The organism is Burkholderia sp. FW306-1C-G01B, assembly GCF_058781685.1.
In genome coordinates this window covers 86,846-108,832 of the sequence record NZ_JBYSWZ010000009.1, presented here as the reverse complement: position 1 = coordinate 108,832, position 21,987 = coordinate 86,846, and the positions used below count along the sequence as shown (strand labels likewise).

The 21,987-nt window shown below is 67.8% G+C and carries 15 protein-coding genes; 10 read left to right on the top strand and 5 right to left on the bottom strand.

Going from position 1 to position 21,987, the window contains the following annotated elements; all coding sequences use genetic code 11:
• The first annotated feature begins 20 nt into the window (after positions 1-20).
• The 4 genes from AC3WLY_RS19260 to AC3WLY_RS19245 all read left to right on the top strand — a co-directional run bounded on the left by AC3WLY_RS19260 (position 21) and on the right by AC3WLY_RS19245 (position 4,299).
• On the top strand, positions 21-863 hold the full coding sequence (locus AC3WLY_RS19260; RefSeq protein WP_175959265.1) for an ABC transporter substrate-binding protein: 843 nt from the start codon (positions 21-23) through the stop codon (positions 861-863).
• Positions 864-965: 102 nt separating this feature from the next.
• On the top strand, positions 966-2,468 hold the full coding sequence (locus AC3WLY_RS19255; RefSeq protein ID WP_492309830.1) for an amino acid ABC transporter permease/ATP-binding protein: 1,503 nt from the start codon (positions 966-968) through the stop codon (positions 2,466-2,468).
• Positions 2,469-2,498: 30 nt separating this feature from the next.
• A complete protein-coding gene (locus tag AC3WLY_RS19250) occupies positions 2,499-3,839 on the top strand; it encodes an amidase family protein (RefSeq protein ID WP_492309829.1) in 1,341 nt (446 codons plus the stop codon).
• Between the two features lie 61 nt (positions 3,840-3,900).
• Positions 3,901-4,299, top strand: coding sequence for an ectoine synthase (locus AC3WLY_RS19245; protein ID WP_492309828.1), 399 nt, complete (start codon positions 3,901-3,903; stop codon positions 4,297-4,299).
• 67 nt (positions 4,300-4,366) lie between these two features.
• Here AC3WLY_RS19245 and AC3WLY_RS19240 read toward each other — a convergent pair whose 3' ends face one another.
• Both AC3WLY_RS19240 and AC3WLY_RS19235 read right to left on the bottom strand, forming a co-directional pair.
• Positions 4,367-5,041, bottom strand: coding sequence for a GntR family transcriptional regulator (locus AC3WLY_RS19240; protein ID WP_175959261.1), 675 nt, complete (start codon positions 5,039-5,041; stop codon positions 4,367-4,369).
• Positions 5,042-5,119: 78 nt separating this feature from the next.
• Entirely contained in the window at positions 5,120-5,980 is an 861-nt protein-coding gene (locus tag AC3WLY_RS19235; protein ID WP_175959260.1) for an urea carboxylase-associated family protein, read from the bottom strand.
• A gap of 369 nt (positions 5,981-6,349) precedes the next feature.
• On the opposite strand from AC3WLY_RS19235, the gene AC3WLY_RS19230 reads away from it, so the two are divergent.
• Positions 6,350-7,597, top strand: coding sequence for a multidrug effflux MFS transporter (locus AC3WLY_RS19230; protein ID WP_175959259.1), 1,248 nt, complete (start codon positions 6,350-6,352; stop codon positions 7,595-7,597).
• 90 nt (positions 7,598-7,687) lie between these two features.
• Positions 7,688-8,209 carry a GNAT family N-acetyltransferase gene (locus AC3WLY_RS19225; RefSeq protein WP_492309827.1) on the top strand — a complete coding sequence of 174 codons (522 nt, stop codon included), beginning with the start codon at positions 7,688-7,690 and terminating at the stop codon, positions 8,207-8,209.
• Positions 8,210-8,238: 29 nt separating this feature from the next.
• Here AC3WLY_RS19225 and AC3WLY_RS19220 read toward each other — a convergent pair whose 3' ends face one another.
• Entirely contained in the window at positions 8,239-8,931 is a 693-nt protein-coding gene (locus AC3WLY_RS19220) for a hypothetical protein (RefSeq protein ID WP_175959257.1), read from the bottom strand.
• A gap of 561 nt (positions 8,932-9,492) precedes the next feature.
• Between AC3WLY_RS19220 and AC3WLY_RS19215 the strand changes: the two genes are divergently transcribed.
• Both AC3WLY_RS19215 and AC3WLY_RS19210 read left to right on the top strand, forming a co-directional pair.
• Complete coding sequence (locus AC3WLY_RS19215) at positions 9,493-10,548, top strand: TPM domain-containing protein (RefSeq protein WP_492309826.1); 1,056 nt, start codon at positions 9,493-9,495, stop codon at positions 10,546-10,548.
• Between the two features lie 90 nt (positions 10,549-10,638).
• Entirely contained in the window at positions 10,639-11,259 is a 621-nt protein-coding gene (locus AC3WLY_RS19210) for a LemA family protein (RefSeq protein WP_072438790.1), read from the top strand.
• A 17-nt stretch (positions 11,260-11,276) separates the two neighbouring features.
• On the opposite strand, the gene pbpC is transcribed toward AC3WLY_RS19210, so the two are convergent.
• Both pbpC and AC3WLY_RS19200 read right to left on the bottom strand, forming a co-directional pair.
• On the bottom strand, positions 11,277-13,514 hold the full coding sequence (gene pbpC / locus AC3WLY_RS19205) for a penicillin-binding protein 1C (protein ID WP_492309825.1): 2,238 nt from the start codon (positions 13,512-13,514) through the stop codon (positions 11,277-11,279).
• Positions 13,515-13,521: 7 nt separating this feature from the next.
• On the bottom strand, positions 13,522-19,560 hold the full coding sequence (locus tag AC3WLY_RS19200; protein ID WP_492309824.1) for an alpha-2-macroglobulin family protein: 6,039 nt from the start codon (positions 19,558-19,560) through the stop codon (positions 13,522-13,524).
• Between the two features lie 307 nt (positions 19,561-19,867).
• Between AC3WLY_RS19200 and AC3WLY_RS19195 the strand changes: the two genes are divergently transcribed.
• The gene (locus AC3WLY_RS19195) at positions 19,868-20,368 is read left to right on the top strand and encodes a sugar dehydrogenase complex small subunit (protein ID WP_175959253.1); all 501 of its coding nucleotides are present in this window, start codon (positions 19,868-19,870) and stop codon (positions 20,366-20,368) included.
• Positions 20,368-21,987, top strand: coding sequence for a GMC family oxidoreductase (locus AC3WLY_RS19190; RefSeq protein WP_072438782.1), 1,620 nt, complete (start codon positions 20,368-20,370; stop codon positions 21,985-21,987). The genes AC3WLY_RS19195 and AC3WLY_RS19190 overlap by 1 nt, the downstream gene beginning before the upstream one ends.

The window sequence follows — 21,987 nt, the reverse complement described above, 5'->3', positions numbered from 1 at the left end:
AAAACCTCAGGAGCCATGCCATGCCCGGTCAGTTCTCGTTTCGACGTTTTCTCGGCGGCGCGTTTGTGCCGCTGGCTTTCGCGTGCTCGCTCGCGTCGGCGGCATCGCTGCAGACGGTGCGGCCCGGCACGCTCCTGGTCGGCTCCGACTTGACGTATCCGCCTTACGCGTACCTGGACGGCGGCAAGCCGGCCGGCTTCGACGCCGAGTTTTCGCGGCTGCTCGCGCGCCACCTGAAGCTTGAGCCTGTCTTCCTCGATACGCGCTTCCCCGACCTGATCCTCGGGATGAAGGCGCGCCGCTTCGACGTCGTTGCGTCGGCACTCTACGTGACGCCCGATCGCCTGAAGCAGGTCGATTTCGTGCCGTACCTGAAGACGGGCGCGTCGCTGCTCGTCGCGAAGGGCGGCGCATACCTGCCGAAAACGCCGCAGGACCTGTGCGGCAAGCGCGTCGGCACGATCAAGGGCGCGTCGTGGACGCCGAAGCTGCGCGTGGTCTCGCAGGACACCTGCAAGGCGGCCGGTCGCGGCGAGATTGCGATGCTCGAGTTTCCGACCTCGCCGGAAGCGACGTCCGCGCTGATGTCGAGGGCCGTCGACGTGCAGATCGAGGATGCGGCCGTCGCGCAGGGCATTCCGAAGCAGACGAACGGCCGTGTCGAGCTCAGCTCGACGACGCTGCTGTACCCGATCGTCATCGGCCTCGGCGTGACGAAGGATGACGCGGGTCTGCTGCGCGCGCTGGAGGGGGCGCTGGACGAGGCGAAGCACAGCGGCGAGTACGACAGTCTCGTGAAGAAGTACGGGTTGCAGGCGCCGACCGATGCCGACGTCGCGAACGCGCTCGGCACGGCGAAGTAGTCGCGAAGCGGCAACCGCGCGCCGGGCCGGCGCGCTCGCCCGCCCGGACGCGCGACCCGCGCCGGGCGCTTGCATCACCTATCGGCGGTTGAGGAGTCTTCGATGCAGTTCGATTGGCACTACGCGTTACAACTCTTGTGGGACAGGGATTTCTGGCGCGCCTGCGTCGTCGTCGTGAAGCTCAGCGTATCCGCCTGGTTACTCGGTGTGTTGCTCGGCTTTCCGGTGGCGCTCGCGAGGCAGTCGCACCGAACTGGTCTGAAGCGCGCCGCGAGCGTGTATATCTGGTTCTTCCGCAGCCTGCCGCTGCTCGTGCTGCTTGTGTTCATCTACAACCTGCCGCAGGTGTTTCCCGCCACCAGCGCGGTGCTGTCCGATCCATTCACGGCCGGCTTGATCGCGATGGTGTTGAGCGAGACCGCCTATTTCGCGGAGATCCATCGCGGCGGGATCCTGTCCGTGCCGCGCGGGCAGCTCGAAGCCGGCCGCGCGCTCGGCATCCGTTTCACGGGTATCCAGCGGATGATCGTGATGCCGCAGGCGATTCGCGTCGCGCTGCCCGCGCTCGCGAACGAATTCATCACGATCGTGAAGCTGACCTCGCTCGTGTCGGTGATCTCGCTCGCCGAGATCCTGCTCGTCGGGCAGCGGCTGTACACGCAGAACTTCCTCGTGTTCGAAACGATGCTGGCAGTCGCGTTCTATTACGTGCTGATCGTCACGGTGTTCAGCCGACTGCTCGGTTATCTCGAACGGCACCTCGACGTCAGCCGCCGCACGCCGGCCCAGGCGGGCCCCGCGACCATCGCACTGCCGCTGTCGACGCCGGCCGTCGCGCCGCGAAAGCGCGCGAGTGCCGAATTCGCGTTGCGGCTGAAAGGCATCCAGCAGCGCTACGGTCGTCACGAAGTGCTGAAGGATATCCATCTCGATGTCGCGCCGGGGCAGGTCGTATCGATCATCGGCCCGTCGGGTTCGGGCAAGACGTCGCTGATCCGCACCGTCAACGGCCTCGCGCCGGTGAACGCGGGCGAGATCGATCTGTACGGCGAGCCATTCATTCGTGCGTCGGGCGCGCATCCGCCGCGCGTGCCGCACGACCGGATCCTCGACATCGGCATGGTGTTCCAGAGCTTCAACCTGTTCCCGCATCGCACGGCGTTGCAGAACGTGATGATGGCGCCGTGCTATCACCGGCAGGCGGATACGGAGGCGATCCGGCTGCAGGCACTGTCGCTGCTGTCGAAAGTCGGGATGCTCGACCATGCGAACAAGTACCCGCATCAGCTGTCGGGCGGCCAGCAGCAGCGTGTGGCGATCGCGCGGGCACTCGCCACGCGGCCGTCGATCATGCTGTTCGACGAGCCGACGTCGGCGCTCGATCCGGAGCTCGTCGGCGAAGTATTGAAAGTGGTCGAGACGCTCGCGAAGGAGGGGATGACGATGATCATCGTGACGCACGAGATGAACTTTGCATTCAAGGTATCCGACCGGATCGTCTTCATGGAGAACGGCCGGATCCTGTACGACGTGCCACCCGAGAGGATTCGTGCCAGCGCCGATGCGCGCGTGAAGGACTTTCTGCGGCACGTCCATTTCGCGTGAACCGCAACGAGCGATCGGCGAGGAACGACAATGGACGCTTCTGATTTACGGCATCCCGACGCGAACGGGCAGGCGTGCGTCGAACGGTTGCGTACCAGCCTCGCGCGTGCCGATGCACATCCTGACGACATCGGGACGGCGTGGCTCGCACGGCGCGACAAAGCGGCGCTGGACGACGCGCGTGCAACGGATGCATCGGCACGCCGCGATGCGTCCGCCGTGCCGCTGGCCGGCGCGGTGCTGACGGTCAAGGCGTGTTTCGATTGCGAAGGCTGGGTCACGCACGCCGGCTCACTTGTCCTGGCCGGCGACCCGCCTGCGCGAACCGATGCCGCGCTCGTGGCAGCGCTGCGCCGCGCCGGCGCGGTGCGAATTGCGCAAACCGCGATGACCGAGTTCGCGTACGGCGCGCTCGGCGTGAACCGCGCATACGGTACACCCGCGACGCCGCTCGATGCGCGACGCGAGCGCGTGGCCGGCGGATCGAGTTCGGGCGCGGCGGTGTCGGTGGCGCTCGGCGCGGCCGATCTGTCGATCGGCTCGGACACGAGCGGTTCGGCGCGCATTCCGGCCGCGTTCTGCGGTGTGGCTGGCTTCAAGCCGTCGCGCGGCCGCTATCCCGATGCGGGCATGCGTTTCCTGTCGACGACGTTCGACGTGCCGGGGATCCTGGCCGCGACGGCTCGCATGTGCCGGCGGGTCGATGCGGTGCTGCGTGGCCGCGCCGCCGGCCGGCCCGTACCGGCGAGCATCAAGGACCTGCATTTCATCGTCCCCGAGCGCTTCGCGACGGACGACGTCGACCCGGCAGTCGGACAGGCATTCGACACGTGGCTGTCGCGGCTATCCGCACAGGGCGCGCGCATCGAGCGCAAGCGGCTCGATTGTGCGGTCGAAGCCGGCGCCGCCGCGCGGGCGGGAGGCGTCATCGCGGCTGAAGCGTTCATGCTGCATCGCACGCTGCTGGAAACGGCCGCGGATCGCTACGATCCGCTCGTCGGCCCGCGCATCGCGGCTGGCGAGTACGTGCGCGCTCACGACTACGCGGCCGCGCTGTTGCGCCTGGCGGCGCTGGCCGATGCGTACCACACGGAACTCGGCGATGCGCATGCGGTACTGACGCCGACGGTGCCGATGCTGCCGCCGCGCATTGCCGATCTGGCGGACGAGGCCACATATCTCGCGGCGAACGCACGCGCGTTCCGTCTGACCGAATTTGCGAACCGGCTGGACCTGCCGAGCATCAGTGTGCCGGGCGACTGTCGACGGAAGCAGCCGATAGGCCTGTTGCTGACAGGCCGCCGCGGCGACGACGCGTGGCTGCTCGATGTGGCGGTGCTGGTCGAACGCGCATTGACGGATTCCGAATGAACCGATTTCCGGCGGCAAGCATCGTCTTGCCATTTCTCATCGTTATTATTCAGAGGTGCTCATGATCGTCGTAAGGTCAGCCGATATCGCCCATACCGAACGCCACGCGCACGGCCCGGGCTGGGACAGCAAGCGCATGATCGTCAAGCAGGACGGCGTCGGCTATTCCGTTCACGAGACGCGCGTGCATGAAGGTGCGGAGTTGCATCTGCACTACAAGCATCACTTCGAAACCAACTACTGCGTGGCGGGCGAAGGGGAGGTCGTCGATACGGCGACCGGCAAGGTACACCGGATCACGCCCGGCACGATCTACGCGCTGAACCGGAACGACGCGCACATCCTGCGGGCGACGCGCGGCGATCTGCATCTCGTATGCGTGTTCAATCCGCCGCTGACGGGGCTCGAGACGCATCGCGACGACGGCAGCTACGCGTTGCCGGCGGGCGAGGAAGCGTGACGGCGTTCGATGCCGGATTCGTGCGTGCCGCGTTGCGCGGCACGCATGCAGGAGGCAGGACGCTGGCTCAGGCCGCGTCGCGCTGGCTGCGCCTGATCGCGTCGAGCAGCATCCGCTCGGAATCGTCGAGATAGCGTGCGAGCGCGGTGACGGCTTCGCTGCGACGGTTCTGCGTGAGCAGTTCGTAGATCCGGTATTCGCGCTGGATCCAGTCGGCCGTCTGCACGCGCTTCTCGTCGGGATCGGACGCGAATACGAGGCGCAGCTGTGCCGAGATGGTCCGGAAGAACTCGTCGAGCAGCGTCGACTTCTGCAGTGCGACGATATGCTGGTGAAACCGCAGGCTGTGCGTGCCGACGGCCTGCCAGTTCTCCTTGTCGAGTTCGCGCTCGGCGGCGCCGATGGCCGCCTGCATTTTCTCGAGCAGCGCCGGCTGTGCGAGTTCGGCCGTGTTCAGCGCATGCAGTTCGAGCGTGCGGCGCGCGACATAGAGATCGCGCACGTCCTGGCGATTGAGCGTGCGTACGACGACACCCTTGTGCCGCACGAACGTGACGAGCCCTTCGCGGCCGAGCTGGTGCAGGACTTCGCGAAGCGAGTTGCGCGACGTATCGTATTCGGCCGCGAGGTCCATCTCGATCAGCGCCGTGCCGGGCGGCAGCTTGCCGCTGATGATGTGTTCGCGCAGTTGATGGCTGATCCGGTCGGCGACCGATTGTCCCCGCGCTTTTTCGCTTGCCATGCTGTTCGTTTGCTCCTCTCCTGATCGTAAGCCGCCGGCGTCGCCGGCCGGCGGCGTTGCGTCATTCTACGGGCTGTGTCACACGGTCTTGCCGTGCTGCCAGTCTGCCTGGGGCGGCTGCATCCCGTGCAGGCCCTTGTACGGCGCGACGGGCGGCGACGACCAGCCTTCCAGCAGGCCCGGATCGAGCCGATATACCTCGACGCCGAGCGGCCGGCACACGTCGATCGGGTCGCGCGCATCGGGGCCCCACATCGGCACCGACAGGTCGCCGCCCGGACACGTGGACATCGCGCACAGCAGGTCGATCTCGGCGAAGAACTCGAGATAGTCGCCCGCCTGCGCGGGGCAGGCCTTCATGAAGTATTTGTCGTCGTCGTTCAGGCCCGTGCACTGGAACACGTTCAGCACGTCGTGCACGTCGAATTCCGTCAGCCCGTACGGCGCGACCGCGCGCACGAGATTCGAGTGGCAGTGGAAATGGAAGTCCTCGCCGGTCAGCAACTTGTTGACGTACGGATCGCAGCGCGTGCCGAGCAGGTCGTGCACGCGGCCGCCGTCGCCGTCGACGCCATAGCCGGCAAGCGTGTCGTCGGTGATCGTGACCATCGGGCGCAGGTAGGGCAGCGTCGACCAGATGCGGTCGAACGTCGTCACGTGCGCCGCCTGCAGCTGGCGCGTGCGCGACGCCCACATGCGCTCGCGCGGATTGTGCAGGTTCCACATGTTGAAGTCGGCGACCTGCGGACCTTCCAGCGTGACGATGCGGAATACGTGACCGGCAGGCACCGTCCACGCGAAGCCGCTGCGAATCGGCACGACGTGCGATTCGATGCGTTGCCGCGCGTCCTTGCGTTGCGCGATCGCGGAGTAAAAGGACCGGTCGACGTTCAGGACGGACCCTTTGGTGACCTGATAGGCGGCGGGATAGTTCGACATGACGCGGTGCTCTCGGGGAAATTTGCAGACGTGGATATCCGGCCGAAATCCTTGTCGGTGGCCGGTCAGGCGTCAACGAGCATGTTGGATTGTTCAACAATTAGTGGCGCTGCGGGGAGTATAGGGCGAAGGCGGGGAGGCGTGTCAATGGGTGGAAAGTACGGGGGCGGCGGACGAATGCGCACGCGGCTCGGCGAGTGTGTCCGGGCATGCCCCGATGGACGTTCAACCTCGCCCGCGCCATGGGAATCGCATCGGTTGCCGTAACAACAGGCACAATATGCGACCCGGCACGCTGCGCACGCGTGTTCACAATGCGAACACGCGGGTCGCGCCGCGTCGCCGCCGCCCGAATCCTTCCCAGTCGTCATGAACGCCACGCTCACTCCCGCGCGCGAGCCGAATTCGCCGCGCTTCCTGCTGTTCCTGATCTGCCTGTTCGCGTCCGCGGGCCAGCTTGCGATCGATATCTACGTGCCCGCGCTGCCCGACATGGCGCGGTCGTTCGCGACGACGCCGCAGGCGATCCAGTCGAGCGTGTCCGGCTACATGGCGGCCTACGCGCTCGGCCAGCTCATCTTCGGCCCGATCGCCGACGCGTACGGGCGCAAGCGCGTGCTCGCGTTCGGGCTCGTGATCTACACGCTCGGCTGCCTGCTGTCGCTCGGCGCGCAGAACCTGGAGACGTTCGTGCTGGCGCGCTGCCTGCAGGGCTTCGGGATCGCGACCACCAACCTGCTCGCGAAGGCGATCATCACCGATTCGTTCTCCGGCCAGGCGCTGATGCACGCGTTCACGTACATGTCGATCGCATGGGGGCTCGCACCGATCGTCGCGCCGGTGATCGGTGCGCACCTGCAGGAATGGTTCGGCTGGCGCGCCTGCCTCGTGTTCCTGCTCGTCTACTCGCTGGTGATGTGGGCGCTGCTGTGGCGCTATCGGGAAACCTTGCCGAAACCGGTGCATCTCGAGCCGCGCACGCTGATCGCGAACGCGGGCAAGGTGCTGGCGAGCCCGGTGTTCCAGAGCTGTTTCCTCGCGCAGGGGCTGTGCTACAGCATCCTGCTCGTGTTCAACATCGTCGGGCCGTTCATGGTGCAGACCACGCTGCACAAGCCGCCGACGTTCTTCGGCTATCTCGCGCTCGGGATCGGCCTGATGTATTTCCTCGGCGGGCTGTCGAACCGGATTCACGGGCGCGGGCTGCCGAGCGCAGAGCAGCGGCTGCGCATCGGCGCGCGCGTGATGGCGGGCGCGTCGGTCGCGATGCTGGTGCTGGCGCTGACCGTCGGCCTGCGCGTGTGGACGCTCGCGACGCCGGTGCTCGTGATGGGCTTCTGCGCGGGCGCGATGTATCCGACGCTGATGGCCAAGGGCAATTCGCTGTTTCCGCATATCGCCGGCCTGACGAGCGCGATCCTCGGGTGTGCGCTGCTGCTCGTGTCGTCCGCGATGATGGGGCTGGCCGGGTTCGTGTCGATCCACGTGCTGACGCCGCTCGCTGTGTTCTTCGTCGCGCTGTCGTTCATCGTCGTATGGATGGTGACGAAGCTGCTGCGGTATCTGACGCAGCAGCAGGCGGCGACCGTCGTGTGCGGGAGCGGGGAAGCCGCGTAGGCGTTTCGTTGATCGATCGCGAGCGGTGGCGACGCGGGCGAACGGCCCGCTTGCCGGCCGCTTGCGCCACATACCGCGTCCGACCGAACCATGAGCCTGATCCTGCTGAACCGCGTCGCCCGATCCGACGCCGCCGACCTGATCGTCGCCAACCGCGCGAGCCGGAGCCACCATCTGCCGTGGGTCGACTCGTTCACCGACCAGGTGGGATTCGACCAATGGTTCGCCCGGTGCCTGACGGGGCCGAATGTCGGCCTCGTCGCGCGGGAACGGGCGTCCGGGGCGGTGGTCGGTGTGGTGAACCTCAACGAGATCGTCGGCGGCGTGTTTCAGAGCGCGTATCTCGGGTACTACGGGATGGCGGATTTCAGCCGCAAGGGGCTGATGACGGACGCGTTGCGCGCGACGATCGGCGTCGCGTTCGGCGAGCTCGGGCTGCATCGGCTCGAAGCGAACATCCAGCCCGGCAACCACGCGTCGATCGCGCTGGTTCGGCGGCTCGGTTTCCGGAAAGAGGGGTTTTCGCCGCGCTATCTGCGCATCGGCGGCGAATGGCGCGACCACGAACGGTGGGCGCTGCTGGCCGACGACGAGAACGAAGCGGGCGCCTGACGTTTGGTTCCTTGCGCGCCGCAGGCCGCTTACAGCGGATGCGCGGCGCCGGCCTGCGTCAATAGCGAAACGGCAACCGGATCCGGCAATCCATTCGAGTCGATCGCGCCAGCCTTGGCCAGCGCACCGAGATCGCTGTCGACACCCGGTTGCCCGACCACGAACGACGTGGTCAGGAACGCCGGCGTCGTCAGCGTGACCGCATACCGCTGCTGCAGGTTCGTCACGACGGCGGATTGCGCGGCCTGCACGGCGTTCGGGCTGCCCATCACCTGCTGGAAGTGCAGATTGCCCTGGAAATTGCCGATCAGCCCGGCCGTATTCGTACCCAGCTGTGCCGCGAGATAGACCAGCATCAGCTCGGTTTCGGGCGTCGTGTTGAAGGTGCCGCCCGCGTACGCGAGCGAATGCAGGCTCGTGCCGCCCGACGTCACGGTGATGACGCACGGCAGCGCGGCGTTGACCGTCACACGGTAGTTGCCGCCGCCGTCCGTCAGCGTCGTCGCGGAGCCTGCCGCGCAACTGACCGCTACCGGCGCGCTCGCGAGCGCGCTGCCCGTGGCAGCCGTGCCCGACAGGGAGACGGTCTGCGTGTTGTTGTTGTTGAAGCAGACATCCACGCCGAAGCAGGCGTCGCCGTTGCAGGCCTGGAGCGTCGCGAGCGCTGCGACGCAGAGCGCGCCCAGCGCGGGGCGGGTGAAGTGTGTATGGCGAATGTTCATGGTCGCGGGCGTCCGGGAGAAGGAAGCAACCGGTGCGCCCGGAGAAGCGGCGCTGTTCATATTCTAGATTCCCGATCCGCGAACTGCTTGCCCGTTTGCCTGTCCAGCCGGAAACCTTTCAGTTCCCTTCGCAATTGGTTATGCTGCGGGACGACTAAAAACGACGAGAGAACGCGCCGTTGCTGAGGGAGCAGGCGTGCCGTTTCCGACATGAACTTGAAACGACAGACGGGGCGGCCGCGCCCGACGGGTTGCGAGGGCGATCCGGCATCGCGGGCAGGCACGACTCGACACGACGGACGCCCCACGCGCACGCGCAGCACGATCGCCTTTACCGGGATAGGGAAAGCGGTGACTGCCGTGCTGACGGGCGCAACGCTCCTTTACAGTTTGGCGTTCGCCGCGCCGGACGGCGGCGCAGATGGCGCCATTGCGTCGGCAGCCGGCGCACCGTCCGCGTCGGCGCCATCGGCCTGCACGCACGCGGCTGTAGCAGCGGCTACTTATCCTGTCGCCACTGATCCCGAAGCGGCGCCGCCGCTGAAAGGCCGAGTGACGGACATGACCGGCGCGCTGAGCGCCGCATGCGCGACCGAACTGACCGAGCGCCTCGCTGATCTCGAGCGCCGGCTCGGCGTACAGATGGCGGTGCTGCTGGTCGGCTCGACGGGCCACGCGACGATCGAGCAGTTCGCGACTGCGGTGTTCGAGCAATGGCGTCTAGGCGAGAGCAAGATCGACAACGGCCTGCTGCTCGTCGCGGCGCTCAACGACCATACCGTGCGGATCGAAGTCGGCTATGGGCTCGAAGACGCAATTCCGGACATTGTCGCGGGCCGGATCATCCGCGAACGGATCGTGCCGGCGTTTCGCGAGAACCGGATCGAGGCCGGCGTGAGCGATGCAGTCGCTGCGCTCACGCTCGAGATGACGCCGCCGGAGATGGCTACGTCGACCGACGCACGGCGGGATGACGAGGTGGCCGACCTCGCGTCCCGCGACAGCCGGGCGGGCGATGAGCGGCGGATGTCGAACGGATTGCTCGAGAACCCGCCGGTCGAGTACGGCAGTTTCACGTTCTGGCTCCTGCTCGGGCTGGCCAACGTCGCATTGGGTGCCGTGACCGCGTGGCGCAAGCTGCGCTGGCAGGTGATGCTCCCGGCAAGCTATCTCGTCGCGACGATCGTGCCGATCGTGATGCTGCCGGTCGGCGCGATCTTCGACGGCAATCTCGAGGCGATCCTGGCGGCCCTGGCATTGGTTCCGACGAGCGTGGGCGTCGGGGCATGGCTGCTCGGCATCGGTGTCGTCCGGTCCGCACCCATCCGCAAGTACGCGGCGATCATCGGCGGCACGCTGCTGGCGTTGATCGCGATCGGGCACTGGATGGGCTATTCGCCCGGCGAAGTCCTGGTGACGGTATTTTGCGTGCTGACGCTGATCCTCGGAATCATCGACAAGCTCACGGGCGGAAGCTCGTCGTCTTCGTCCTCGTCGTCATCCGGTTTCAAATGGCCGTCGTCAGGCTCGCGCGCGGACTCCGATTCGTCGAATTCCGATTCGTTCAGCGGCGGCGGTGGGTCGAGCGGCGGCGGGGGCGCATCGGGTCGCTGGTAACCACCAGGCGCCATACGCAGCGCACCTGCGCAAACAACGTTTCTTTTCACTACCGCTCCGCCCGGAGCGCTCAACCGGAAGTCTCCAACAATGAAATGGTTTCGAATCCTGCTCGTGTGCTGCTTACTGGCTCCGCTCGCGGGGTGCGGCTATAACGCGATCCAGTCGTCCGATGAGGACATCAATGCGGCGTGGTCCGAAGTGCTGAACCAGTACCAGCGCCGCGCCGATCTCGTGCCGAATCTCGCCGCGTCGGTGAAGGGCTATGCGTCGCACGAGGAGCGCGTGCTGACCGAGGTGGCCTCGGCCCGTGCGCGCGTCGGCAGCGTGCAGATGACGCCGGAGATGGCGAAGGATCCGGCCGCGCTCGCGGCGTTCGATCAACGGCAGGGCGAACTGTCGGGCGCGCTGAGCCGGCTGATGGTGGTGTCCGAACGCTACCCGGAGCTGAAGGCCAACGAAGCGTTCCGCGACCTGCAGACGCAGCTCGAAGGCACGGAAAACCGCATCGCGGTCGCGCGCGGCCGCTACATCAAGACGGTGCAGCACTACAACGTGCAGATCCGCCAGTTCCCGGGCGTCGTGATCGCGAAGATCTTCGGCTACCAGCCTCGCCCGAACTTCAGCGTTGCGAACGAAGCGTCGATCTCGACAGCTCCGGCACTGGACTTCTCCGCGCAGCCGCAGAAGGCGAACGCGGCCGGCCAGTAAGCAGCCGGCTCACGCGCTCAAGGCTTGCGCGCAGCCGTCTTCGCGAACGCGCCGCGCACCTCGAAGCCGATCGCATCCGCGACGTTGCCGCGCGCGTCGACGAGTTCGAGCCGGTGCCGGCCCGGCCACGGCATCCACGCGACGCGGTCGGCATGCCCGATCACCTTGTCGTCGAGCCGCCACGCGAACCGCGCGGCGCGCCCGGCCGAGCGTTCGAACCAGATCCGCTGGTTCTTCGGCGGAATGTCCGGGTCGATCGCGAAGATCGTGCCGTCGGTCGGCGCGCCGATCGTCAGCGGCGCGCGCGCACCGTCCTTGCCCGGCGTGACGGGCGCGGCGAGCCGGATCGTGTCGACCGCCGTTCCCGCGATGAACCACTCGCTGCGCGCCGGCTCGATGTCGCGCTCGAACGTGATGCGGCGCGTCTCGACGCCGGCCGGCGCGCGCGGCGCGCGGCTCGGCAGATCGCGGTGCAGGTAGCCGACGACGGCCGACCACACGGGCGACGCGCCCGTGACACCCGACACGTCCCACATCGGCGAGCCGTCCGCGTTGCCGACCCACACGCCGACCGTATAGCGCGACGTGAAGCCGACCGTCCAGTTGTCGCGCATGTCCTTGCTCGTACCGGTCTTGACCGCCGAGAAGAAGCGCGTCGCGAGCGGGTTGTCGAAGCCGAACGTGCGTACGCGCGCATTGTTGTCGGAGAGGACATCGGTAACGACGAAGCTGGCCGCCTCGCTGAACACGCGCGTGCCGCTGTCCGTACGCGCGGGCGCCGATGTGCCGGGTGCCGGTGCCGGCGCGGGCAGGTCGACGACCTTGCGCGCGACGCCGCCGTTCGCGAGCGCGCGATACGCGTTGGTCAGCGACAGCAGCGTGACGTCGGCACTCCCGAGCGCGAGGCTGAAGCCGTAGTAGTCGCCTTCCTGCGCGAGCGGCAGGCCGAGCGCGGTCAGCGTGCGCGCGAAGCGGTGCGGCGTGACGAGCACGAGCGTGCGCACGGCCGGCACGTTCAGCGAGCCGCCGAGCGCGCTGCGCACGCTCACCCAGCCCTTGAAATCCTTGTCGTAGTTTTGCGGAATGTACAGGCCGCCGCCGGCGGCGAGGTTGATCGGCGCGTCGTCGAGCAGCGACGCGGCCGTCAGCCGCTTTTCGTCGAGCGCCTGCGCATAGAGGAACGGCTTGAGCGTCGAGCCGGCCTGGCGCGGCGCGAGCACGGCATCGACATCGCGCGCGCTCGACAACGCGCCCGACGATCCGACCCATGCGCGAATCTCGCCGGTCGCGTTGTCGATCACGACGACCGCACCGTCCTGCACGTTGCGCCGGTGCGCGGGCGCGTTGAGTTCGGTCAGCGCGCGCATCAGCGTGTCGCGCGCGAAGCGCTGCAGCGGCGCATCGAGCGTCGTGCGGACCTGCGCGCCGGCCGCCGGCCTGACCTCGGCCGCGATGCGCCGCGCGAAGTGCGGGGCGAGGGCGGCACCGTCGTCGCGTATGGCGTTGGTTGGACGCGCTGTGACGAACTGCACGTAGCCGTCGAGCGACGCGCACGCCTGCTCGGCATGCATGTCGCGCAGGATCCGGCACGCGCGCTCGGCGACCTTCGCGGCCGTCGCGTTGGGCGCGCGTACGAGTGCGGCCGCGATCGCGGCTTCGCGCGCGTCGAGGCCCGACGGCGCCTTGCCGAACAGTACCTGCGACAGCGCGCCGAGCCCGACCGTCTCGCCGCGGAACGGCACGAGATTCAGGTACGCCTCGAGGATCTGGTCCTTGCGCCAGCCGCGTTCGAGCAGCAGCGCGTTCATCGCCTGCGTGGCCTTCTGCGGCAGCGAGCGCTGGCCCGAGCGGCGCGGCGAATCGCTGAGTAGCCCGGCGAGCTGCATCGTCACGGTCGACGCGCCGCGCGTGCGCTCGTTCCACAGGTTGCCCCACGCGGCGCCGGCGATCCCGCGCCAGTCGACGCCGCTGTGTTCGTAGAAGCGCTTGTCTTCGGAGACGACGATCGCCTCGCGGAACGCGGGCGACACGTCCGCGAGCGACACCCAGTCGCCGCGCCGTTCGGTGAGGTCGACGCGCGTGCGCTGCAGCGGCGTGCCGTCGCGCGCGAGCAGCACCCAGTCGGAACTGCGCCAGTTGCGGCGCACATCGTCGTAGCTCGGCAGCGCATGCGCGACGAGCGGCGCGGCCAGCACGACGGCGACGAATATGCGGCCGGCCAAACGCGCCGGCCGCGGCAAAACCCGATCGATCATCACGCGCTCACTGCTTGGCCGCGTCGGCCGGCTTCACGGTCATCGGCGGGTTCGGCCACAGGCCGTACACGGATGGCGCGTACAGCGCCTCGACGCGCGTCGGCGGCAATCCGAACGTGCCGACGTTGTTCAGCCGCACCGTGTACTCGACCGAGAATTTGCCCTTCGGCAGATAGTCGTAGTACGCGCGGTAGCCGTCGAAGTCGCGCTCGATGAACGCCGGCCACGCGCCGTCGGGCGTCTTTTCGCCCTGCGTCGCCGCTTCGGAGTCGCGGCCGAGGCCCGAACCGAGGATCGTCGCGCCGGACGGGATCGGATCGTTGACGACGACCCACGTCATGTCGCTCTGCGCATCGATGTCGAGATGCACGCGCACGACGTCGCCGCGCGTCAGCACGCCCTTGACGGCGGGCGACACCGGCGTGACGGTCTTCGTGATCCGGTAGCCGGCCGCGAACGGCGAGCGCAGCGGCACGGCCGCGAGGCTCTCGACCGTCGCCCACGGGCGCCCGGTGCCTTCCTGCGTGACAGACAGCGTGGCCGGCGCCTGCGACGCGCGCGGCCACGGCATCAGCACGCTGCGCGCGGCGGCGGCGCGGGTCGCGGCGGTGGCCGACGCCGGCGTGTCGGCCGGGGCCGGCGCCTGCGACCACGAGATCGCGCGCTCGTTGCCGCCGAGCGCGACCTTCGTTGAGCCGGAGACGGGCGTGCTCTCGTAGGTGCGCGAGAAGCGCTCGACCGCGAGCAGCCCGAGCGCGTTCGACGTCGTCGTCTGCCATGCGCCCTGGCGCTGCAGCGCGAGCAGGCCGGCCGTGACGCGCGGCATCTCGTCCTTCCACGCCGGGTCGCCCGCGAATTCCATCGCGAGACGCGCGGCGTTGGTCTCGTTGCTGGTCATCAGCCACCACAGGTCGTCGTCGCGCGCGGTCGAGAACACGAGCTGCGTGCCCTGGTACGTGAGGCGCGCCCGCAGGATCTGTTCGACCTGCGCGCGTTTCTCGTCGCGCTGCGGGATGTCCTTCACGCGCGTCAGGATCGCGTGATAGTCGATCACCGCCGACGTCGGCCACTGGTTCGGCGCGATCTCGATCGAACCGAGCATGCGGCCTTGCACGGCACCGTAGCGCGACAGCGCCTCGATCGCGGCGAGCTTGCGCAGGTCGCGATCCTGGCGCGGCGCCCACGCGTTGCGCTCGATGCGGCCGTCGACGAAGCGCGCGAGCCCGGCTTCGAGCTGCGTGCGCAGGTCTTCCGGCAGCGCGAAGCGCGGGTCGGCACGGCTCGCCTCGTCGGACAGCACGAGCAGGTACGACGACAGCGTCGGACTGCCGTGGTGCGAATCGTCGGACGACGGCGGGAAGTAGCTCGCGAGCCCGTCGCTGTCGAGATAGACGGGCATGCGCGCGACCAGCGCCTGCCATTGCGCCGGGTCGCGCAGACCGATCGCGCGCGACGCCTGCTGTTCGAGGCAGCGGTACGGATAGCGCTCGAACCAGCGGCGCACGCCGGGCAGGCCGTCGGCAAGCTTCGACTGCAGCGACACGGCGATGCCGCCGCGCGGCGTGCCCTGTGCGTTGCTGACGGCGCCGGCCGGTGCCGACACGGGCACCGTCAGCGTGCCGTCGACCTGCGCGAGCGTCGCCTGCTGCACGGTTACCGGCAGTGCAGGGACGACCTTCTGTGCGACCGCCAGCGCGTCGGACGCGCGCTTGCCGCCTTGCTCGGCCGCTTCGATGCGCCAGTTCAGCGCGCCGGCCGCGTCGAGCGCCTGCTCGGGCACGGTGATCGTCCACGCGACCTCGGTCGCCGTATTGGCCGCGAGCGACACGGTTTGCGACGCGACCTCGAGGCCCGTCACGCGCGGCGTCACGACGACCTGCATCGCGCGGTCGGTCGTGTTGCGCAGCGTGACCTGCGCGCGGAACGCGTCGCCTTCGCGCACGAGCGGCGGCAGGCCGGAGATCAGTTGCAGATCCTGCGTGCTGCGGATCGACGTGCTGCCGGTGCCGAAACGGTCGGGGCCGACTGCCGCGATCGCGACGATCCGGAAGCGCGTGAGCGCGTCGTTCAGCGGCACCTCGACGGTCGCACTGCCGTTCGCGTCGAGCGTCACGCGCGGATTCCACAGCAGCAGCGTGTCGAACAGCTCGCGCGTCGGCGCGCTGCCGCCGCCGCCGCCGCCGGCCGGCACGGCCTTGCGGCCGAAATGGCGGCGGCCGACGATTTCCATCTGCGCGGTGGCCGTCTCGACGCCGTACGCGCGCCGTCGCAGCATCGCGTCGAGCAGGTCCCAGCTGTTGTTCGGCATCAGTTCGAGCAGCGCCTCGTCGACGGCCGCGACCGCGATCTGCGTGCCGGCCGGCGCGGGCTGGCCGTTCGGCAGCGTGACCTTCACGTGCGCCTGCGCCTTGCCGCGCACCGTGTAGCGCGTCGCGTCGGTCGTCACGGTCACGCCGAGACGGTGGACGCCCGTGCCGACCTTGATCTCGCCGAGGCCGTAGCGGAACGCGGGCTTCGACAGGTCGACGAATGCGGTCGGCGCTTCATAGTGGCGGCCTTCGCGCCAGAACGCGCGCGCCCATTCGACCGGCGCTTTCCAGCCCCACGTGAAGAACGAGTACCACGGCACTTCGCGAATCCGGCCGCGCAGCGCGAGCACCGACACGTAGACGTTCGGCCCCCACGATTCGCCGACCTTCAGGTCGACGGTCGGGTTCTTGCCGTTCAGTTCGACGATGTGCGTTTCCATCACGCCGCCGCGTTCGACCGCGACGAGCGCGGTCGCGTAGCGGAACGGCATGCGCACCTGGAAGCGGGCCGTTTCGCCCGGTTCGTACGAGGTCTTCTCCGGGATCACGTCGATCCGGTCGGTGTTGTCGCCGCCGAACCAGAGTTCGTCCTCGCGCGTGACCCAGACCGACGTCGATGCGTTCGACGTGCGGCCGTCGCCGTCCTTCGCGACCGCGATCAGCTGCACGTTGCCGGCCTGTTCGAGCGTCGCGTCGCAGGCCATGCGGCCCTTGTCGTCGGTCTTGCCCGAGCACAGCACGCCGAGGTCGCGCGTGTCGCTCTTGTTGTCGTACGCATAGAAGCCGCCGACCATCCGCTTGCGCGACGACGTCGTGATGTGCGCGACGCCCTTGATCTCGATCGGCACCGATGCGCGCGGCTTGCCCTGCAGGTCGACCGCGAGCGCCTGCACGGGCACGCGCTGGCCGACCGACACCCAGCGGCCGGCCTTGATGCCGGCCACCACCGCGGCCGGCCACAGGATCGTGTCGCCCCGGATCGTCTGCACTTCGCCGTTCGGGTCGGAGAACGTCGCTTCGAGCGCGATGCGCTTCGGCGCGTCGACGTCGGGCAGGCCCTTGAGCGTGACCGAGCCCGCGCCGTTGCGGTCGAGCGTCAGCGGCAGCTTGTCGGCGATCAGCTTCGTCGCGTCGGGATCGTGGTTCGACGACGACGCGTTGTCGCCGTCCTGCGAATCGTCGTCGGCGTTGCCGTCGCTCGTGTCGGGGCGATACGGCGTGAAGCTGAAGTCCTCGAAGCGATCCGCGAACGGCGGCGATGCCCACTTCATCAGCGCCGACACCTGCACCGGCAGGTTCGATGCGCCGCCGCCCGACACGTAGTCGATCTGCACCGCGAGCGGCGCTTCCTTCACCGCGACGAGCGGGCTCTTCTGCGCGTCGCGCGCGCCGATCGATCCCTTCAGCACCGGCAGGCGGAACGCCTCGACGCGGAAGCTGCCGCTGTAGTAGGTGGCGGTCGGCGCGTCTTCCGGGCCGCCTTCGAGCGCGACGCTGTATTCGCCGAGCTTCGCGGCCGGCGGCAGCGTGAACTGCGTGTCCGCGCTGTGATCGGCGGCCCACGTGAGCGGCAGCTTGTACGTCTGACCCGTGCCGAGATGGCGGATCGTCACGCGCGTCGGGTATTGCGACGGGAACGCGAGGCTCTGCAGCGTCTCGGACCGGATGAAATGCTTCATCGACACGGTTTCGCCCGCGCGCAGCAGCGTGCGGTCGAACACCGTGTGCGCGCGCATGGTCGGCGCGCTATCGGTGTCGGTCGGCACGTTGAAGCGCCAGGATTCGATCCCGCGGTTCCAGCCCGAGCTGACGAATGCCATGTCGTGGCCCGTCTTCGGATCGTCGACGCGCGCCGACACGAAGTAGTCGTCGAAACGCTCGGACGAACTGCATTCGTGCTTCGGTTCGAACGACCCGTCGATCTTCAGCAGGCCCTGCGCATCGGTCTTGCCCGCGGCGATTTCATCGCCGTTGCAGTCCGACACGCGAATCTGCGCGTTCGGCACGGGCTTGCCCTTGTCGAGCGTCGTGACCCACACGAGGTTGTTCTCGCGGCCCTGTTTCAGGTGCACGCCGAGGTTCGTGACGAGCACGGTGGTGCGCACGTACATGCTCGACGGCTTCGCGAGCAGCGAGCGGCCGAGCGCGGGCGACGCGAGTTCGAGCACGTAGAAGCCGGGCTTGTCGATCGGCACGCCGACGATCTCGAACGGGCGCAGCGTCTTCGGGTCGGCCTGCGGCAGCGTCAGCGCCTGCGCGCCGGGCTCGCCCTTGAGCAGCGACAGCGATCGTACGTCGATGCGGCGGTCCTTCGGCGCGGGCTGCTTTTCGCCGGCCTGGAGCGGCACGTAGACGGGGTGCTGGCCTTTGCGTTGGAGCAGGCCGGGAATCTGGCTGTCGATCGAGTCGGCCGTCATCGACCAGTTGTCGAAGCGGTCGACGGTGCGCATCCACTGGCGGATCGCGGTGTCGTTCTCGACCTTCAGGTTCGCGAACTGCGCGCCGCCCGCGTTGAGGCCGGCGATATGCAGGTCGGCCTCGACGTTGCGCAGCGTGACGGGCACGAGCGCCGGCGTATCGGGTTCGGCGAAGCGCTCGACGATCCCGAAGGTGCCCGACGAGAATTTTGCGAGCGGCGGCATCGGCGCGGTGCGCGTCGCCAGCGGGAACAGGTCGGCGTTGGACAGCGAGCGGTCGGTCACGTCGCGCAGGCCCGACGGCAGTTCGATCGTCAGCGCGGCCTGCGCGGGCAAAGGCGGGTTGAACGTGACGGTCGTCACTTCCTCGCTGTGGTCGTCGGCCGCGAAGGTCGGCGACAGCGAACCGTCGGAGCCGCGCAGCTTGATCGCCTCGGCGTTCTTGCGCGAGATCGGCGCGTTGAACGACAGCGTGAGCGGGCGCAGCGGCGTGCAGGGCGCCTTCGCGTTCTCGCGTTCGCACGAGAAGCTCGCGGCGAACGGCGCGCGCACGGTGAAATCGAAGCGCCGTTCGGTTTCGTTCGCGATGCCGCTCGGGCTCGCGACGCCCTTGCCGTACACGAGCTGCATCTTCGCGCTCGCCGGCAGCGCCTGCGAGCACGACAGCGTCAATACGCGCGCGGCGTCCTTCTTCAGCCCGAAATGGTCGAGCAGTGCGTTGCGCGCATCGTCGTCGGCGGCCGTGACGGGAATGCGGTTGCCGATGCCGGCCGCTTCGCACCAGATGTTCGCGAGCGCCGAGCGCGGTTCGGCCGGGCCGTTCAGCTTCATCACGAAGACCTGCCGTTCCTCGATCTCGCGCGAGCCGGGGCGCACGTTCACCGGGAACGGGCCGCCCGTCTGGAACGTGAAGCGGCGCGGGCCGCTGGCCGCATTGCCGGCGACCGAGCGCAGCGTGTCGTTGAGCGCGACCGAGCAGCGTACCCCGGGCGGCAGGTCGTTTTCGAAATCGTAAACCCAGGTCTTGTCGTCGAGCCAGTGACCCTGGCCGCGCGCGGCGGTCGAGTCGTTGCAGGTCACGCGCGCGGGATTCGGCGCGGATGCCGAGCCGAACGCGACCATCGGTTCGTCGAACTTGACGACGGTCTGCCGGACTTCGGTGACGGTGCCTTGCGGCGACACGCTCACCGTGCGCGCCGCGAGCGCATGCAGCGACAGGGCCGCGGCGCCGCCGAGCGCCGCGACGGCGCCGATGCGCCAGAGCAGCCGTGTGGTGTGGTTGGTTCGAATCGTGTTGTTCTGTTTGTCGTGCTGCTTCATCGCTCGATTGCCCTCGGAGGGAAGCTTTCTGTTTGATTGCACGGGATTCTAACCGACCGTCGTGCGCACGCATCGTCGCGCGCAGCCGCAGGTCGCCGGCATGCGACACCGGTGCGTCTGTCGCAGATTTGTCGCGTCGACGACACAAAAATGCAGCGAAATGTCGATTATCGCGGATTGCGGAACATTTAATGGACTATAAAAAGATTGTCCGATCCGATTTGTGCGCGTACATTTCAGGTCCGCGCCGAAATTTGAGAAATATCAAGCGTGGTTTTCCCGAATCCGGCGTTCGAGAGAAGGAAACATGCACAACGACAACACTCCCCATTCGCGTCGCGATGGCGACGCAACCGGCATCACGCGGCGTCAATGGCTGCAGGGCGCACTGGCGCTGACGGCGGCGGGCCTGACGGGCTCGCTGGCGTTGCGGGCCCTGGCCGATGCGCCCGGCACCGCGCCGCTCGATACGTTCATGACGCTCTCCGAAGCGTTGACCGGCAAGAAGGGGCTGAGCCGCGTGCTCGGCCAGCGCTTCCTGCAGGCGTTGCAGCAGGGCTCGTTCAAGACGGCCGACAGCCTGCCGCAACTCGCCGGCGCACTCGCGTCCGGCTCGCTGAATCCCGATCAGGAAGCGCTCGCGCTGAAGATTCTTGAAGCGTGGTATCTCGGCATCGTCGACAACGTCGTGATTACCTACGAAGAGGCATTAATGTTCGGCGTCGTATCCGATACGCTCGTGATCCCTTCGTATTGCCCCAACAAACCCGGCTTCTGGGCCGAAAAACCGATCGAGAGGCAAGCCTGATGGCCGATACCGATACGCAAAAGGCCGACGTCGTCGTCGTCGGATCGGGTGTCGCAGGCGCGATCGTGGCACACCAGCTCGCGATGGCGGGCAAGTCGGTGATCCTGCTGGAAGCCGGCCCGCGCATGCCGCGCTGGGAAATCGTCGAGCGCTTTCGGAATCAGACCGACAAGACCGATTTCATGGCGCCGTACCCGTCGAGCCCGTGGGCGCCGCATCCGGAATACGGCCCGCCGAACGACTACCTGGTCCTGAAGGGCGAGCACAAGTTCAACTCGCAGTACATCCGCGCGGTGGGCGGCACGACGTGGCACTGGGCCGCGTCCGCGTGGCGCTTCATCCCGAACGACTTCAAGATGAAGACCGTGTACGGCGTCGGCCGCGACTGGCCGATCCAGTACGACGACCTCGAGCATTATTACCAGCGCGCCGAGGAAGAGCTCGGCGTGTGGGGCCCGGGCCCCGAGGAAGACCTGTACTCGCCGCGCAAGCAGCCGTACCCGATGCCGCCGCTGCCGTTGTCGTTCAACGAGCAGACGATCAAGAGCGCGCTCAACGGCTATGACCCGAAGTTCCACGTGGTGACCGAGCCGGTCGCGCGCAACAGCCGTCCGTACGACGGCCGGCCAACCTGTTGCGGGAACAACAACTGCATGCCGATCTGCCCGATCGGCGCGATGTACAACGGGATCGTGCACGTCGAGAAGGCCGAGCAGGCCGGTGCGAAGCTGATCGAGAACGCGGTCGTCTACAAGCTGGAAACCGGCCCGAACAAGCGCATCGTCGCGGCGATCTACAAGGACAAGTCCGGCGCCGACCATCGCGTCGAAGGCAAGTACTTCGTGGTTGCGGCGAACGGCATCGAGACGCCGAAGATCCTGCTGATGTCGGCGAACCGCGATTTCCCGAACGGCGTCGCGAACAGCTCCGACATGGTCGGCCGCAACCTGATGGACCACCCGGGCACCGGCGTGTCGTTCTACGCGAACGAGAAGCTGTGGCCGGGCCGCGGCCCGCAGGAAATGACGTCGCTGATCGGTTTCCGCGACGGCCCGTTCCGCGCGACCGAAGCCGCGAAGAAGATCCACCTGTCGAACATGTCGCGCATCAACCAGGAGACGCAGAAGATCTTCAAGGGCGGCAAGCTGATGAAGCCCGAGGAGCTTGACGCGCAGATCCGCGACCGTTCCGCGCGCTACGTGCAGTTCGACTGCTTCCACGAAATCCTGCCGCAACCCGAGAACCGCATCGTGCCGAGCAAGACGGCCACCGACGCGATCGGTATCCCGCGCCCCGAAATCACGTACGCGATCGACGACTACGTGAAGCGCGGCGCCGTGCACACGCGCGAGGTCTATGCGACGGCCGCGAAGGTGCTGGGCGGCACCGAAGTCGTCTTCAACGACGAGTTCGCGCCGAACAACCACATCACGGGCGCGACGATCATGGGCGCGGATGCACGCGACTCGGTCGTCGACAAGGACTGCCGCACGTTCGACCATCCGAACCTGTTCATCTCGAGCAGTTCGACGATGCCGACCGTCGGTACGGTAAACGTGACGCTGACGATCGCGGCGCTCGCGCTGCGGATGTCGGACACGCTGAAGAAGGAAGTCTGA